The sequence below is a fragment of the Dactylosporangium sp. CA-139066 genome (genome assembly GCF_050936175.1).
Lineage (GTDB): Bacteria > Actinomycetota > Actinomycetes > Mycobacteriales > Micromonosporaceae > Dactylosporangium.
Window position 1 is genome coordinate 103,363 of sequence record NZ_JBNJNH010000002.1, and the last position, 15,227, is coordinate 118,589.

Annotated in this window: 15 protein-coding genes and 1 pseudogene; 5 read left to right on the forward strand and 11 right to left on the reverse strand. The window is 72.6% G+C overall.

From position 1 onward, the window contains the following. Nucleotides 1–66: 66 nt before the first annotated feature. The 4 genes and pseudogenes from ACQEVU_RS44970 (at nucleotide 67) to hutH (ending at nucleotide 5,694) form a co-directional block, all read left to right on the forward strand. Nucleotides 67–1,272, forward strand: a complete 1,206-nt coding sequence (locus tag ACQEVU_RS44970) for an allantoate amidohydrolase (protein ID WP_433339686.1) — start codon at nucleotides 67–69, stop codon at nucleotides 1,270–1,272. Continuing rightward, nucleotides 1,269–2,588, forward strand: a pseudogene (locus ACQEVU_RS44975) (formimidoylglutamate deiminase); the annotation flags it as partial. The gene ACQEVU_RS44970 and the pseudogene ACQEVU_RS44975, both read left to right, overlap by 4 nt. A gap of 419 nt (nucleotides 2,589–3,007) precedes the next feature. Continuing rightward, complete coding sequence (hutI, locus tag ACQEVU_RS44980) at nucleotides 3,008–4,177, forward strand: imidazolonepropionase (protein ID WP_433335578.1); 1,170 nt, start codon at nucleotides 3,008–3,010, stop codon at nucleotides 4,175–4,177. Then, nucleotides 4,174–5,694 carry a histidine ammonia-lyase gene (gene hutH, locus ACQEVU_RS44985; RefSeq protein ID WP_433335580.1) on the forward strand — a complete coding sequence of 507 codons (1,521 nt, stop codon included), beginning with the start codon at nucleotides 4,174–4,176 and terminating at the stop codon, nucleotides 5,692–5,694. Before hutI ends, hutH begins: the two co-directional genes overlap by 4 nt. Nucleotides 5,695–5,997: 303 nt before the next feature. Here the strand turns inward: hutH and rdgB are convergent, their stop codons facing one another. The 6 genes from rdgB to ACQEVU_RS45015 form a co-directional block, all read right to left on the reverse strand. Beyond that, a complete protein-coding gene (rdgB, locus tag ACQEVU_RS44990; protein ID WP_433335582.1) occupies nucleotides 5,998–6,594 on the reverse strand; it encodes an RdgB/HAM1 family non-canonical purine NTP pyrophosphatase in 597 nt (198 codons plus the stop codon). Continuing rightward, a complete protein-coding gene (gene rph / locus ACQEVU_RS44995; protein ID WP_433335584.1) occupies nucleotides 6,591–7,319 on the reverse strand; it encodes a ribonuclease PH in 729 nt (242 codons plus the stop codon). The genes rdgB and rph overlap by 4 nt, the downstream gene beginning before the upstream one ends. 25 nt (nucleotides 7,320–7,344) lie before the next feature. Next, nucleotides 7,345–8,181, reverse strand: a complete 837-nt coding sequence (locus ACQEVU_RS45000; protein WP_433335586.1) for an SGNH/GDSL hydrolase family protein — start codon at nucleotides 8,179–8,181, stop codon at nucleotides 7,345–7,347. After that, on the reverse strand, nucleotides 8,178–9,290 hold the full coding sequence (locus ACQEVU_RS45005; protein WP_433335588.1) for a glycosyltransferase: 1,113 nt from the start codon (nucleotides 9,288–9,290) through the stop codon (nucleotides 8,178–8,180). Before ACQEVU_RS45005 ends, ACQEVU_RS45000 begins: the two co-directional genes overlap by 4 nt. Then, nucleotides 9,287–10,435, reverse strand: a complete 1,149-nt coding sequence (locus tag ACQEVU_RS45010; RefSeq protein WP_433335590.1) for a glycosyltransferase family 4 protein — start codon at nucleotides 10,433–10,435, stop codon at nucleotides 9,287–9,289. Before ACQEVU_RS45010 ends, ACQEVU_RS45005 begins: the two co-directional genes overlap by 4 nt. A gap of 67 nt (nucleotides 10,436–10,502) precedes the next feature. Continuing rightward, nucleotides 10,503–11,255, reverse strand: a complete 753-nt coding sequence (locus tag ACQEVU_RS45015) for an MBL fold metallo-hydrolase (RefSeq protein WP_433335592.1) — start codon at nucleotides 11,253–11,255, stop codon at nucleotides 10,503–10,505. Nucleotides 11,256–11,515: 260 nt separating this feature from the next. On the opposite strand from ACQEVU_RS45015, the gene ACQEVU_RS45020 reads away from it, so the two are divergent. Next, entirely contained in the window at nucleotides 11,516–11,863 is a 348-nt protein-coding gene (locus tag ACQEVU_RS45020; protein WP_433335594.1) for a hypothetical protein, read from the forward strand. Nucleotides 11,864–11,955: 92 nt separating this feature from the next. Here the strand turns inward: ACQEVU_RS45020 and ACQEVU_RS45025 are convergent, their stop codons facing one another. The 5 genes from ACQEVU_RS45025 to clpS all read right to left on the reverse strand — a co-directional run bounded on the left by ACQEVU_RS45025 (nucleotide 11,956) and on the right by clpS (nucleotide 15,225). Beyond that, nucleotides 11,956–12,906, reverse strand: a complete 951-nt coding sequence (locus ACQEVU_RS45025) for a PLP-dependent cysteine synthase family protein (protein WP_433335596.1) — start codon at nucleotides 12,904–12,906, stop codon at nucleotides 11,956–11,958. A 5-nt stretch (nucleotides 12,907–12,911) separates the two neighbouring features. Continuing rightward, on the reverse strand, nucleotides 12,912–13,223 hold the full coding sequence (locus ACQEVU_RS45030) for a MoaD family protein (protein ID WP_433335598.1): 312 nt from the start codon (nucleotides 13,221–13,223) through the stop codon (nucleotides 12,912–12,914). Between the two features lie 63 nt (nucleotides 13,224–13,286). Then, nucleotides 13,287–13,766 (reverse strand): Mov34/MPN/PAD-1 family protein, encoded by a 480-nt coding sequence (locus ACQEVU_RS45035; protein WP_433335600.1) that lies wholly within the window; start codon nucleotides 13,764–13,766, stop codon nucleotides 13,287–13,289. Nucleotides 13,767–14,431: 665 nt separating this feature from the next. Beyond that, nucleotides 14,432–14,926: a DUF2017 domain-containing protein gene (locus tag ACQEVU_RS45040; protein WP_433339687.1), complete on the reverse strand. Its 495-nt coding sequence runs from the start codon at nucleotides 14,924–14,926 to the stop codon at nucleotides 14,432–14,434. Between the two features lie 2 nt (nucleotides 14,927–14,928). After that, the gene (clpS, locus tag ACQEVU_RS45045; protein WP_433335602.1) at nucleotides 14,929–15,225 is read right to left on the reverse strand and encodes an ATP-dependent Clp protease adapter ClpS; all 297 of its coding nucleotides are present in this window, start codon (nucleotides 15,223–15,225) and stop codon (nucleotides 14,929–14,931) included. Nucleotides 15,226–15,227 lie beyond the last annotated feature (2 nt).

Below are 15,227 nucleotides of genomic sequence, written 5' to 3' on the forward strand. Positions count from 1 at the left end.
GCAGGAGCGACCAGCGTGAGCACCAACGCGGAAGCCGCCACGAGCACCGATGCGGGAGCCGCCACGATGAGCGCCGGGCGGTTCGCCGCGCTGTGGGGGTCGCTGAGCCCGGTTGGCCGGGCCGGGGACGACGGTGGATACGTCCGCCATTCGTGGACCGACACCGACCTGGTGTGCCGGGAGTGGTTCGTCGAGGAGGCGCTGGACCGCGACCTCGAGGTTGAGATCGACCGCAACGGCAACCTGTGGGCCTGGTGGGGCGAGCCCGAGGGCGACGGCGCCGTGGTCACGGGCAGCCACCTCGACTCGGTGCCGCACGGCGGGGCCTACGACGGGCCGCTGGGCGTGGTGTCGGGGCTGCTCGCCATCGACCGGCTCCGCGAGCGCGGCGTCACGCCGTCGCGGCCGATCGCCGTGGTGGTGTTCACGGAGGAGGAGGGTGCGCGGTTCGGCGTCCCGTGCCTCGGCTCGCGGCTGCTCACCGGCGCCTACGACCCCGCGCAGGCGTTGCGGTTGCGCGACCGGGAAGGGACTTTGCTCGCCGACGCCATGGGCCGCGCCGGGCTCGATCCCGACCGGCTGGGGCCCGATCCCGAGCGGCTCGCGCGGATTGCGGCGTTCGTCGAGCTCCACGTCGAGCAGGGACGGGCGCTGGATCACCTCGATGCCCCGATCGGCGTCGCCAGCTCGATCTGGCCGCACGGGCGCTACCGCTTCGACTTCACGGGCCAGGGCAACCACGCCGGCACGACCCGGATGGCCGACCGGCACGATCCGATGCTCACGCTGGCACACACCGTGATCGCCGCCGAAGAGGTGGCCCGGATCCACGGGGCGCACGCCACGGTTGGGCGGGTGGATGTGGCGCCCAACGCCACCAATGCGATCGCGGCCCGGGCATCCGCCTGGCTGGACGCCCGCGCCGCCGACACCGACACCCTGCAGAAGCTGGTCGAGTCGGTCCACCAGCGGGCCGAGGAACGCGCCCGTCGCGACGGGACCCGGGTCGCGATGGCGACCGAGTCGCTGAGCGGCGAGGTCGGGTTCAACGGCGACGTGAGCCGCCTCGCCGCCGTGGAGCTCAACGCACCCGTGCTGCCGACCGGCGCCGGCCACGACGCCGGGGTGCTGGCCGGGCACGTCGACACGGCGATGCTGTTCGTGCGCAACCCGACGGGCATCTCCCACGCCCCACAGGAGTCGGCCTCTGACGCCGACTGCGCGGTCGGCGTGGAGAAGCTCACCGATCTGCTGGCCCGGCTATGTCAGTGACGCGGTACCACTGCGCGCACGCGTGGCTGCCCAACGGGGTCGCCGACGACGTGCTGATCGAGATCGCCGGCGGCCGGTTCGTGGCCGTGCGCGCGGGGACGCCGGTCGACGCGCCGGAGGCCGCCGGTGCGGTGCGGCTCGCGGGCGTCACGTTGCCGGGGATGGCCAACGCCCACTCGCACGCGTTCCATCGCGCCCTGCGCGGCCGCACGCAGCGGGGTCGCGGGACGTTCTGGACGTGGCGCGAGCAGATGTACGCGGTGGCGGGGGCGCTCGACCCGGACACGTATCACGCGCTGGCGGTGGCCACGTATGCCGAGATGGCGCTCGCCGGGATCACCTGCGTCGGCGAGTTCCACTACCTGCACCACGGCCCGGGCGGCGTGCGGTATTCGGACCCGAATGCGATGGGCGAGGCGCTCATCGCGGCGGCCGCCGACGCCGGCATCCGGATCACGCTGCTCGACACGCTGTACCTGACCGCGGGAGTCGACGGGCGGCCGCTGGAGGGCACGCAGCTGCGGTTCGGCGACGGATCCTTCGAGTCCTGGTCGAGCCGGCTCGACCGGCTCCGGCCACGGCCGCATGCGCGGATCGGCGCCGCGGCGCACAGCGTCCGGGCCGTCCCCGCCGACGCGCTGGGGGAGCTCGCGGCGCGCACCGCGGGCATGCCGACCCACGTGCATCTGTCCGAGCAGCGGGCGGAAAACGAGGCGTGCCTGGCCGTCCACGGCCGCACGCCGACGGAGCTGCTCGCCTCGCGCGGCCTGCTCGGCCCGCGGGTGACGGTCGTGCACGCCACGCACCTGGCCGACGGAGACCGAGCCGATCTGGGCGACACCTGCACCGGCGTCTGCTTCTGCCCCACAACGGAGCGCGACCTCGCCGACGGCATCGGCCAGGCCCGGGCCATCTCCGACGCTGGCAGCCCGCTCAGCCTCGGCAGCGACAGCCACGCGCTCATCGACCTGTTCGAAGAGGCGCGCGGCCTGGAGATGCACGAGCGCCTCCACACCGAGCACCGCGGGCACTTCCCGGCGCCCGAGCTGATCGAGGCCGCCACGGCCGCCGGCCACGCCGCGCTCGGCTGGTCACACGCCGGCTCCATCGAGGTCGGCTCCCGAGCCGACCTGGTCACGGTGGCCCTCGACTCCCCCCGCACCGCCGGCTGCGATCCGACGGAGATCGCGTTCGCGGCCACCGCCGCCGACGTGCGCCACGTCATGGTCGACGGCCGCGTCGTAGTCCGCGACGGAGCACACGTCACGATCCCCGACGTAGGCGCCGCACTGGAACGAGCGATCAGCGCCATCACGACCCCCGCGGCGCAGGCGCACAAGAAGCCCGCCGGCGGCCCACGGACCCAGCCCGGCGGAACAGGCAGCCACAACCCGGAGGCGCAGAGCCAGCCTCGCGAAGCAGGCAGCCACGGCCGTGAGACGCAGCGCCAGCCGGGCGGTACCAGCACACGCGAGGCAGACGCGCGCACGGCAGACACACGCGAGACGGACGCGCGCGAGGCAGACGCGCACACGGCAGGCACACGCGAGACGGACGCGCGCGAGGCAGACGCGCACACGGCAGGCACACGGGAGACGGACGGGCGCGAGGCAGACGCGAGCAACACAGACATACGCGAGACGGACGCGCGCGAGGCAGACGCACGCGAGACGGACGCGCGCAGTGGGCGGGCGGTGGCCGGGAACGGCGGCGGGAGCCGGATCGGGGCCGTGCGATGAGGTCGCTGCTGGTCACCAACATCGGCGAGCTGGTCACGGCCGACCCGGCGTGGGGGCAGGGGCCGCTCGGCATCCGGCGCAACGCGGCGCTGGTCATCGACGATCGGCGGGTCGAGTGGATCGGGCGTGCCGTTGACGCCCCGGCGGCCGACGCGCGGCTCGATGCCGACGGTGCGGCCGTGCTGCCCGGGTTCGTCGACAGCCACTCGCACCTGGTGTTCGCGGGAGATCGGTCTGGCGAGTTCGCGGCGCGGATGGCGGGGCAGGCCTATACGGGGGGCGGGATACGTACGACGGTCGGGGCGACTCGGGCGGCGGACGACGAGACGCTGCGGGCGAACGTGGCCCGGCTGCGCAACGAGGCGCTCCGGCAGGGGACGACCACGATGGAGATCAAGTCCGGGTACGGGCTGAGCGTGGCGGACGAGGCGCGGTCGCTGCGGATCGCGCGGGAGTTCAGCGTCGAGACGACGTTTCTCGGGGCGCACGTGGTGCCGTCGGAGTACGCGGATCGGACCGACGACTACGTCAGCCTGATCTGCGGGCCGATGCTCACCGCGGCGTGCGGGGCGGGAGCGCGGTGGATCGACGTGTTCTGCGAGCGCGGGGCGTTCGACGCCGACCATTCCCGGGCCATCCTGACCGTGGGGGCCGATGCCGGTTTGGGCGTACGCGTGCACGCCAACCAGCTGACCGAGGGGCCCGGCGTGCAGCTCGCGGTCGAGCTCAACGCGGCCTCGGCGGATCACTGCACGCACCTGTCGGCCGCGGACATTGCGGCGCTGGCCGACTCGTCGACGGTGGCGACGCTGCTGCCGGGGGCCGAGTTCTCGACGCGATCGCCGTATCCGCCGGCGCGGGCCCTCATCGACGCGGGAGCCACAGTCGCGCTGGCCACCGACTGCAATCCCGGGTCGTCGTACACGTCGTCGATGCCGTTCTGCATCGCGCTCGCGGTGCGCGAGATGGCGATGACGCCGGCCGAGGCCGTGTTCGCCGCCACCCGCGGCGGGGCGATGGCGCTGCGGCGCGGCGACGTCGGGCACCTCACCGTCGGGGCGCGCGGGGACCTCGTGGTACTCGACGCCCCCTCTCACGTGCACCTGGCCTACCGGCCCGGGGTGCCGCTCACAACCACCGTCGTGCTCAATGGGGAGCTGGTTTGATCACCATCACCGCCTCTGGCATCACCCCGGCCGACCTGATCGCGGTCGCCCGGGGCAACGCGCGAGTGACCCTCGCGGAAGACGCACTCGACGCGATGCGCGCGAGCCGGTCGATCGTGGACGCGATCGAGCGGGACGGACGGCCCGTGTACGGGGTGTCGACCGGGTTCGGGGCGCTCGCCAACACGTTCATCGCGCCGGAGCGGCGGGCGGAACTGCAGCACGCGCTCATCCGGTCGCACGCGGCGGGCGTCGGGGCGCCGATGCCGCGGGAGGTCGTGCGCGCGATGATCCTCCTGCGCATCAGGTCGCTCGCGATGGGGCGCTCGGGGGTGCGGCCCGAGGTCGCCCAGGCGCTCGTCGAGCTGCTCAACGCTGACATCACGCCGTGGGTGCCGGAGCACGGCTCGCTGGGCGCGTCCGGGGATCTGGCGCCGCTGGCGCACTGTGCGCTGGTGCTCATCGGCGAGGGCTGGGTGCTGGCGAAGGACGGCACGCGGGTGAGTGCGCTCGACGCCGGCGTCTCGCCGATCGAGCTGTCCTCGAAGGAGGGGCTGGCGCTCATCAACGGTACTGACGGCATGCTGGGCATGCTGCTCATGGCCATCGAGGACGCCGCGCACCTGTTCACGATGGCCGACGTGACCGCGGCGCTGTCGATCGAGGCGATGCTGGGCTCGGATCGGCCGTTCATGCCTGAGCTGCACACGATCCGGCCGCATCCGGGGCAGGCCGCGTCGGCGGCGAACATCCACCGGCTGCTGCAGGGCTCGCCGATCATGGACTCGCACCGGGACGACCTGGTGCATGCGGTGCAGGATGCCTACTCGATGCGGTGCGCGCCGCAGGTTGCCGGGGCGGCGCGGGACACGCTGGAGTTCGCCGCGACGGTCGCGGCCCGGGAGCTGCGCTCGATCGTCGACAACCCGGTGGTCCTGACGGACGGGCGCGTGGAGTCGACGGGCAACTTCCACGGTGCGCCGCTCGGGTTCGCCGCCGACTTCCTCGCGATCGCGGCGTCGGAGGTCGGGGCGATCGCGGAGCGGCGGGTAGACCGGCTGCTGGACGTCACCCGGTCGCGTGACCTTCCGCCGTTCCTCACGCCGGACGCGGGGGTGAACTCCGGGCTGATGATCGCGCAGTACACGGCGGCGGGGATCGTGGCCGAAAACCGGCGGCTGGCGGCGCCGGCGAGCGTCGACTCGCTGCCGACGTCCGGGATGCAGGAGGACCACGTCTCGATGGGGTGGGCGGCCACCCGCAAGCTGCGGACCGTACTGGACAACCTGTGCAGCATCCTGGCCGTCGAGCTGATTTCGGCGGTCCGCGGCATCCAGCTGCGGGCGCCGCTGCAGCCCTCGGCCGCGGGCCGGCTGGCGGTGGAGCGGGTGGAGCGCTTCGCCGGCGGGCCCGGGCCGGACGTGTTCCTCGCCCCGGTGATGGAGTCCGCCCGAGGCCTGGTGTGGTCGCGCGAGCTGCGGAAGGAGATCGAACGGGAGACCGGTCCGCTCGCCTGACGCCGGCGAGACGAACCGCGACGACGAGAGGAGCCCGCGAGCGCGCCGCAAGAGCGGGAACACACCGGCGCGCCGCAAGAGCAGGAGCACGAGCACGCCGGCGCGCCGCAAGAGCAGGAGCAGGAGCACACCGGCGCGCCGCAAGAGCAGGAGCACGAGGGCGCCAGCGCGCCGCAGCGGAGAGAGCGCTGCCACACCTCAGACAGAGGCGCGTCCAACGCCGGCGGCCGGAAAGTGCCTGGCCAGGACAGATAGGCCTGCGCCGGGGCGCAACAAACGAACGCCCCGGCGCGCGAAACGGAGCTACAAGCGGGCGGCCAAGGCGCGGAAGGCCTTGCCGCGGTGGCTGATGGCGTCCTTCTCGTCCGGGGACAGCTCGGCCGTGGTCTGGGTGTGACCGTCGGCGACGAAGATCGGGTCGTAGCCGAAGCCGCCGTCGCCGCGCGGGGCGCGGATCAGGTGGCCGCGCATCTCGCCGCGGAGGACCTCCTCGCGGCCGTCCGGGTAGACCAGAGCGGCGGCGCAGACGAAGGCGGCGCCCATGTGCTCGTCGGGGACGTCGGCCACCTGAGCCAGGACCAGGCGCAGGTTGGCGCCGTCGCGGTCGGGGGCGCCGCTCGGCAGGCCCGACCAGCGGGCCGAGAAGACGCCGGGCATGCCGTTCAGGGCGTCGACCGCCAGGCCCGAGTCGTCGCCGACGCTGGGCAGGCCGGTGTACTGGGCGGCCTCGCGGGCCTTCAGGAGGGCGTTCTCCTCGAAGGTCAGGCCCGTTTCCGGGGCCTCCGGGTAGGAGTCGACGTCGTCCAGGCCGAGCAGCTCGACGTGCGGCGCCGAGGTCTCCAGGACCCGGCGCAGCTCCACGAGCTTCTTCTTGTTGCGGGTCGCCAGCAGCAGCTTCATCCGGCGATCGCCTTCTGCTGCAGCGTGGCCAGCTCGGCGCAGCCGAGGGCGCCGAGGTCGACCAGCGTGTCAAGCTCGGCCCGGGTGAAGACGCCCTGCTCGCCGGTGCCCTGTACCTCGACGAACTCCCCGGCCCCGGTGCAGACGACGTTCATGTCGACGTCGGCCACCACGTCCTCCTCGTAGCACAGGTCGAGGCGCGGCTCGCCGCCGATGACGCCGACGCTGACCGCCGAGACGGTGCGGTGCAGGACCTCGGCGGGCTTGCCGGCCAGCTTGCGCTGCGAGGCCAGCCACGCGACGGCGTCGTGCAGGGCCACGTAGGCGCCGGTGATCGCGGCGGTGCGGGTGCCGCCGTCGGCCTGCAGGACGTCGCAGTCCAGGACGATGGAGTTCTCGCCGAGGGCCTTGAGGTCGATGCAGGCGCGGAGGCTGCGGCCGATGAGGCGGGAGATCTCGTGCGTGCGGCCGCCGATCTTGCCCTTGACGCTCTCCCGGTCGCTGCGGGTGGTGGTGGCGCGGGGCAGCATGGCGTACTCGGCGGTGAGCCAGCCCAGGCCGGAGCCCTTGCGCCAGCGGGGCACGCCCTCCGTGACGCTGGCCGTGCACAGCACGCGGGTGGCGCCGAACTCGATGAGCACGGACCCCTCCGGGTGCATGCTCCACTGGCGGGTGATCGATACAGGTCGAAGTTGCTCTGATGCGCGTCCATCGGGTCGAGCCATACCGACCACCCTAGTCAAGCCGTGGTCACGCGACCTTCCCCGGTACCTCGTCGCTGCGCACCGCGGAGCCGAGCTCCAGGTCGAGCAGGTCCAGGTCGGGCGAGCCGTGCCGCCACTCCGACCAGGCGAGGCGGAGCAGGCCGGGGAGGAGGTCGGTGGAGCGGCGGATCACCCACTGGGTGCCCGCGGTCGAGATCCAGGCCGCCTGCGCGAGCTTCGACGGCGGCCGGCTGTTGGGCTCCGGCGACGGGCGGCGGGCCGCCAGGCCGGCGGCCGCGATGCGGTCGACGAAGCCGCGCTCCTCCAGCAGGTCGAAGAACGAGCAGGCGAGGAACCGGTGCCCGCGCTCGCTCGGGTGGAGCCGATCGACGCTCCACATCCAGCGCTCGTACGAGTCGGGGTTCCCCGCCGCGTCGAAGTGCACGGTGTCGTAGCGGGCGGCGATGAGATCGGCGGCCTCGTTGATCTCGGCCATCCGCCGGGCCAGCGGGCGGGCGAGCGCGCCGGGCAGCCCGAACATCCGGCCGGGTTCGGGCAGCCGGATCGTGAGCACCTCGGCGCCGGCCCCCCGCAGGGCGGCGACGGTGCGCTCCAGGTTTCCGGCGAAGCGCGTCGGCGAGAACGGGTCGCGCAGCGTGTCGTTGGTGCCGATGAGCACGGCGGCCAGGTCGGGGGCCACGCGGAGCGCCTGGGGCAGCTGCACGCGCTCCACGTCGGCGGCTCGGGCGCCGCTGGTGGCGAAGTTGTGCAGCCGGACGCCGACGGCCTCGGCGAAGATCGGCGCCCAGCCGCGCCACTTGCCGCGGAACCGGTCGCCGTACCCGGCGGTCGTGGAGTCGCCGAGGGCAGCAAAGACCGTCATCGCACGGCCACCGTCGAGGACGAGTGGTGCACGGCGAGGAAGCCGGCGACCGCGGCCGGCCACGAGAATTGTTCCGCGCGAGCACGGGCGTCGGCTCGACGGGCGGAAACGGGTCGAGCGAGCACTTGCAGTACACCTCCTGCGAAGTCATTGGTGACGGCGACGCCGGCGGCACCGACCACCTCGGGTAGCGCGGACGCCGCGTCGACGACGGCGGGCGTGCCGCACGCGAGGGCCTCCAGCGCGGCCAGCCCGAACGTCTCGATCGGCCCGGGCGCGACGACCACGTCCGCGGTCGCGAGCAGGGACGCGACGGCGGTCCGGTCGGCCACGAACTCCATGAAGTGCACGGTGTGGCCCCGGGCCTGCTCCTGCAGACGGGCGCGCAGGGGCCCGTCGCCGGCGATCACGAGCACCGCGTCGATGCCGCGCTTACGCAGGCCGACGAGCGCGTCGACCGAGCGCTCGGGGCGCTTCTCCGACGACAGCCGGCCGCAGTGCACGAGCAGGACCTGGCCGGGCTCGGCGTAGCGGGCGCGCAGGTCCTCGTCGTAGCGCGACGGGTTGAACAGATCAAGATCGACGCCGAGGGGCACCTGGGACAGGTTGCCCGCCCCGATGCGGCGGAACTCGGAGGCGGCCCAGCCGGTCGTGCACACGATGCGGTCGTACGAACGGAAGCTGCGGGCGTTGAGCAGGTCCGCCCACGGGTTGCCGAGCGGGCCGGCGAAGGTCAGCAGCCCGGCCAGGCTCTCGTGGGAGACCATGACCGCCGGGATGCCGCGCTCCCGGGCCCAGCGGCCGGTCCAGCGCAGCGTGAAGCGGTCGGAGACCTCCAGCTGGTCGGGCTCGAGATCCTCGAGGAGCTTGACCAGGCGCCGTCGGGCGAGCAGGACGCGGTACCCCCCGGTGCCCGGCACCACGGGGCCGGGGATCGTGATCACCCGGCCCTGGGAGGTCATCTCGTCGGAGTAGGCGGCTCCGGGGACGATCAGGACCGGCTCGTGACCCGCCGCGAGGTACCCCTCACCGAGGGCCTGCAGCGCCGTGCGCAGCCCGCCGGAACGCGGCATGACGAAGTTCGCCAGCCGCACTATCCGAGAGCTCACGCCGGAATGGGGACGGACCGGGCGGCCAGGCCCCCCGAGTGGACGTCGACGTAGTGCCGGATCAGCTCGTCGCCGACCGCGGCCCAGGTTCGGGCGGCGACGGCGACGCGGGCCGCGACGCCCATCGCCTGGCGCCGCTCGGGGTCGTTGACCAGCGAGGCGACCGCGTCGACGAGCGCGGGCGCGTCGCCGGGCGGCACGAGCAGGCCGGTCCGGCCGTCGTCGACCAGGTCGAGCGGGCCGCCCTGGGCCGGCGCCACCACCGGTACGCCGCTGGCCAGGGCCTCCTGGATCGTCTGGCCGAAGGTCTCGAACGGGCCGGTGTGCACGAACAGGTCCAGGCTGGCGAAGATCCGGGCCAGCTGCGCGCCGCGCCGCTCGCCGAGGAAGACCGCCTCGGGCATGGCCCGCTCGAGGTTGGCCCGGGCCGGGCCGTCGCCGACCACGACCACCCGGACGCCGGGAATGCGGCTGACCGGGGCGAGCAGGTCGACGCGCTTCTCGACCGCGAGGCGGCCGACGTACCCGACGATGACCTGGCCCTCGGCGGCCACGGCCCGGCGCAGCGCGGCCGAGCGGTGCCCCGGGTCGAACCGGGCCGCGTCGACGCCGCGGCGCCAGAGCCAGACGCGCTCGATGCCGTGGCTGTGCAGGGCGGTGGCGGCGGCGGTGGAGGGCGCGAGGGTCCGGTCGGCGGCGTTGTGGATGCGCCGCAGCCAGCGCCAGGCGGCCTGCTCGCCGAGGTTGGACCGGTAGTACAGCCGGGCGTAGGAGGGGACGTCCGTCTGGTACACGGCCACGGTGGGCAGCCCGAGCGCCGTCGAAACCGTCATGCCGCGCGCGCCGAGGATGAAGGGGCTGGCCAGGTGGACCAGGTCGGTGCGGTGCGCCTTCAGGGCGGCGGCCAGGCGCGGGCTGGGCAGGCCAAGCCGGAAGCTCCCATAGCCCGGCGTGGCCACCGAGGGCACACGGATGATCTGGTACGGGAACGAGCCGGTGACCGAGCGCGCCGCGGACGACGGCTGTGGGGCGATCACGAGCGGCTCGTGGCCACGCGCGACGAGGTGTTCGGCGACCCGGACGACGGAGTGGGCGACACCGTTCACATCGGGCGGGAACGATTCGGTGACGATCGCGATCCGCATGCCATGACCATGAGGGGGGTGTCCATGCATGCGGCCACGATATGTTGGCCAAACGGCAAACGGGTTCCTAAATGTCGTACCGAGCCCCTGGTCGGACGACGTCGATCGGCCCCGAGAAGGCACCCGAGGCGGCCTCGAGGGTGAGGGCCTCGCTGCACCACGCCGGGACCAGGTGCGTGAGCAGCAGCCGGCCGACCCCCGCCTTGGTCGCGTGCTCGGCCGCCTCGCGGCCGGTCAGGTGCAGGTCGGGCGGGTTGTCCATGCCGTCGAGGTAACTTGCCTCACACAGGAACGCGTCCGCGCCCTGGGCCAGGCGGATCAGCGCCTCGCAGGGGCCGGTGTCCGCGGAGTAGGTGAGGACCTTGCCCTGGTGTTCGATTCGCACGCCGTACGTCTCGATGGGGTGGTTGACCCGGTCGACCGTGATCGAGAAGGGCCCGATCGGGAAGCTGCCCGGCTGCAGGGCGTAGAAGGTGTAGACGTCACCGATCGACATCGGCTCGTTCTCGCCGCCGTAGGCCGCCGCGATGCGGTCGGGCGCGGCGACCGGCGCGTAGACCGGCAGGGGCGGGAACGGGCCGGCCGGGGCGTAGCGGCGGGCCACGATGTAGGAGCAGGCGTCGAGCATGTGGTCGCAGTGCAGGTGCGACAGCAGGATGGCGTCGACGGAGTACAGGCCGCCGTAGCGCTGCAGCGTCGACATCGACCCGGGACCGAAGTCCATGAGGAGGCGGAAGCCGTCCGCCTCCACGAGGTAGGCGGAACAGGGCGCCTCCGGCCCAGGAAAGCTGCCGGCGCAGCCGAGAACCGTAAGCCTCATGATCCTGCCCTCAACCCGCCGTCTCCCGTCTTCAAAAGAATCTGTGGATCGCACCGGTCAGGTGAGGATAGATCCAATCCACGGACCGGCCGCTTTAGGGCAACGGCTTGGCCCGTCACGCTGCGCAGCCTACGCGTCCCTGGCCGCCGAGGCTGAATGATCGGAGCCCAGATGTCGCCAACGTGACACGGTTCCGTCACGCTCGACCACCCCGGTCGTTGCACCCAGTGAGCCAGCACCAGGGGTAACAGGAGGCCATCGTGTCGGTCGACGTTTCACGCGCCAAGCGGATCGTCCGGGAGCTACCGGGCGCATTCCGCCTCCCGACCGAGGCCGATCCGCGCCCGGCCAACCGCCACATCGCGGCCGTGTGCGCCTGGGCGGCCCTGCTGGGCCTCGGCGGCATGGCCGTGGCGCTGCGGGCGTTCGTGGGCCTCATCGCGCAGTACCGCGCCTGGTACGCCCCGACCGTCATCACCGTGGGCCTGGTCGGCCTCGCGTGCACGATCGCGGCCTTCGCGAGCATCCACCGCCGCCGGCTGCCCTTCGCGCTGCTCGGCGTCGCGTCCGCCAGCCTGCTCATCGGCTGGGTCATTACCGGCATTTAGATCAGCGCTACCGCGATGTCCGCCGTGGTGAAGGCCCGTGACTCCCGGGCCTTCACCCTGCGCGCTCAGTCGCCCTTTCCCTAGCGGCGCGGCTATGCCCAGAGCTGGCCCTCGAGCGCCGTCTCCGCCTCGGCCAGGGTGCCGCCGTAGGCGCCGGTCGACAGGTACTTCCAGCCGCCGTCCGCGACCAGGAAGACCACGTCCGCGCGCTTGCCGGCCTTGAGGGCCTGGTGCGCCACCGCCAGCGCGGCGTGCAGGACCGCGCCCGTCGAGAAGCCGACGAACATGCCCTCGACCTCGACCAGCTGGCGCGTGCGCAGCACCGAGTCTCGGGTGCCGACGGAGAAGCGGCGGGTGAGGACCGTCGCGTCGTACAGCTCCGGAACGTAGCCCTCGTCCAGGTTGCGCAGGCCGTAGACGAGCTCGCCGTAGCGGGGCTCGGCGGCGATGATCTCGACGTCCTCGACCTTCTCGCGCAAGTACCGCCCGACGCCCATGAGCGTGCCCGTCGTGCCCAGCCCGGCCACGAAGTGGGTGATCGTGGGCAGGTCGCGCAGGATCTCCGGGCCGGTCGACTCGTAGTGGGCGCGGGCGTTGGCCTCGTTGCCGTACTGGTACAGCATCACCCAGTCCGGGTGCTCGGCCGCGATCTCCTTGGCGACGGCGACCGCGCGGTTGGAGCCGCCGGCGGCCGGCGAGAAGATGATCTCCGCGCCGTACATGCGCAGGATGGCGGTGCGCTCGGCGGAGACGTTCTCCGGCATGACGCAGACCAGCCGATACCCGCGCAGCTTCGCCACCATCGCCAGCGCGATGCCGGTGTTGCCGCTGGTGGGCTCGATGATCGTGTCGCCGGGGCGAAGGCGGCCCGACTCCTCGGCCGCCTTCACCATCCACAGCGCCACGCGATCCTTGACGCTCCCCGTCGGGTTGCGATCCTCGAGCTTGGCCCACAGCCGCACGTCGGCGCTCGGCGAGAGCCGGGGCAGGCCGACCAGTGGCGTGTTGCCGCACGCGTCGAGCAGGGACTCGTAGCGCGCCACGGCGATCAGCCCCGCAGGGCGTGAGCGGCGGCGAACGCGAACGCGCCACCCGCGACGGCGGGCAGGATCGTCACGGAGTCGCCGTCGTTGAGCTTCGCGTCGAGGGCGCCGAGGAAGCGGACGTCCTCGTCGTTGATGTACACGTTGACGAACCGGTGCAGGCCGCCCTCACCCGTGATGAGCCGGTCCTTGATGCCGGCGTGCCGGGAGTCGAGATCGGTCAGCAGGTCGGCGATGGTGTCACCGCTGCCTTCGACGGTCTTCGCGCCGCCGGTGTAGCTGCGCAGGATGGTGGGGATGCGAACCTCGATAGCCATTTTCTTCTCCTCTTGAGCGGCAGGAAGCGACGAACGAACGTGAGCAGGCCGGGAAAGACCTGGTCAACACTCGTAGTCGACGGTCGCCGGGCTCTGCCCGAAGAGGTACGTCTGGACGGCGTTCGGATCCACGACTGCATTAACTACCTGAACGGGCTCCTCGGTGACGGCCCCGTCCACGATGCGGAACGACCGGACCTCGGTCAGCTCCGGATGGCGGGTCGACACCAGCAGGTAGTGCGCGTTGGGCTCGCCGGCGAAGGAAACGTCCGTGCGCGACGGATAGGCCTCGGTCGCGGTGTGCGAGTGGTACACGACAACCGGCTCCTCGTCGGCGTCGTCCATCTCGCGCCACAGCCGCAGCTGCTCCTTCGAGTCAAACTCGTAGAAGGTCATGGACCGGGCGGCGTTCTCCATCGGCACATGCCGCTCCGCCCGGTCGGAGCCGGCCGGCCCCGCGACGATCCCGCACGCCTCGTCCGGGTGGTCCCGGCGCGCGTGCGCAACGATCGCGTCGAGGATCGCGGCGTCGATGGTCAGCACGGGTGACAGCCTACCGAAACCCGAGCCTCACTCGCCCGTGACCGCCCTCACGACCGACGCCCCCGGCCACCGCAAGCCCACTCGCCGACACCCGGCCTTCACGCCCACGCCTGCACCGGGTTGCACGCCCACGGGCCACTCGCCTTGACCACAGGCCCGCGCGCCGCTCGCCCCGCCTCACGACCCGCGGGCTCTCGGCCCCGGCCCGCACTCACCCCAAGCCCGTCTGCCCTGCGCTCGCACCGCCACAGCCCGCACCCCCAAGCCCGCCTGCCCTGCGCTCGCACCGCCACAGCCCGCACCCCCAAGCCCGTCTGCCCTGCGCTCGCACCGCCGGCCCGGACCCAGCCCGAGCCCGCGCGCCACTCGCCCCGGCCCATGACCCACGTCCGCGGGGCCGTTCCAGCGGCCGGCCCGCACGCCATTCGCGCACACCGCCCGGACGACCCGCCACCCTCGACCCGGACCCGCAGCCGTCGCACGGCCGCGCCGCTCACCAACGCCCGAACCCGCGACCGCGGTCCACGGCCTCGGCGCGCACCAACTGCAAAAACGCCGCTAGCCGACTTATCGGACTCAACAGATTTTTCGCCTGTCAGGCGATAAATCCGATAAGTCGTGGCGCGGAGCGCCCGACTTATCGATCAAGCCTCAGCCGGCGCTCGTCACGCCATGAGAGCGCCGACCAGCGACTCCTGCAGGTAGGTCAGGTACTGGTAGACCGAAAGCTGGCCGACCCGCGCCGAAGTCGGGTCCTTCAGGATCGCCTCGTCCAGTTCGGCCTCGATGTCGACGTCGTCGTCCACGATGCCCAGGCGCAGGCCCAGGGTGAGCCGCACGTCCGTCAGCGCCCGCAGCCAGGCCTCCGCCTGCTCCTCGTCGAGGGCCACCTCGCCGCCCTCGACGGGCAGGGCGTCCAGCAGCATCGCCGCCTGCTCCAGCTTCGCCGAGCGCAGGTCGTCCTCGGTGTAGCGGCGCAGCTCGGCCGACAGGGCGGCGTCGTCGCGGTACACGTCGGGGAAGAGGCGCTCGATCACCGGGTCGGTGCGGTCGAAGCCCTCCGACAGCAGCGTAATCACCTCGAGCATGACCTCGTTGAGCACGGCCGCCTCGCCCGGACCGAAGCGAGCCACGCACACCGTGCCGGATCGTACGAACATCGTCACGATTGCTCCACCGTCGCCCAGAGGCCGTGCGCTTGCAGGCGGGACGCGTCGTACTCCATTTTCTCACGCGCGCCGCTCGTGACGATCGCCTTGCCCTTGTGATGCACGTCGAGCATGAGGCGCTCGGCCTTCTCCTTGCTGTACCCGAACAGCTTCTGCAGGACCCACGTCACGTAGCTCATGAGGTTGACGGGGTCGTTCCAGACGACCGTCACCCACGGACGGTCGGCCTGGGGCACCTCGTCAACCTCGACGTGGGTCTCTTCGATCGGTAGGACCTGCGGCGCCGCCATAC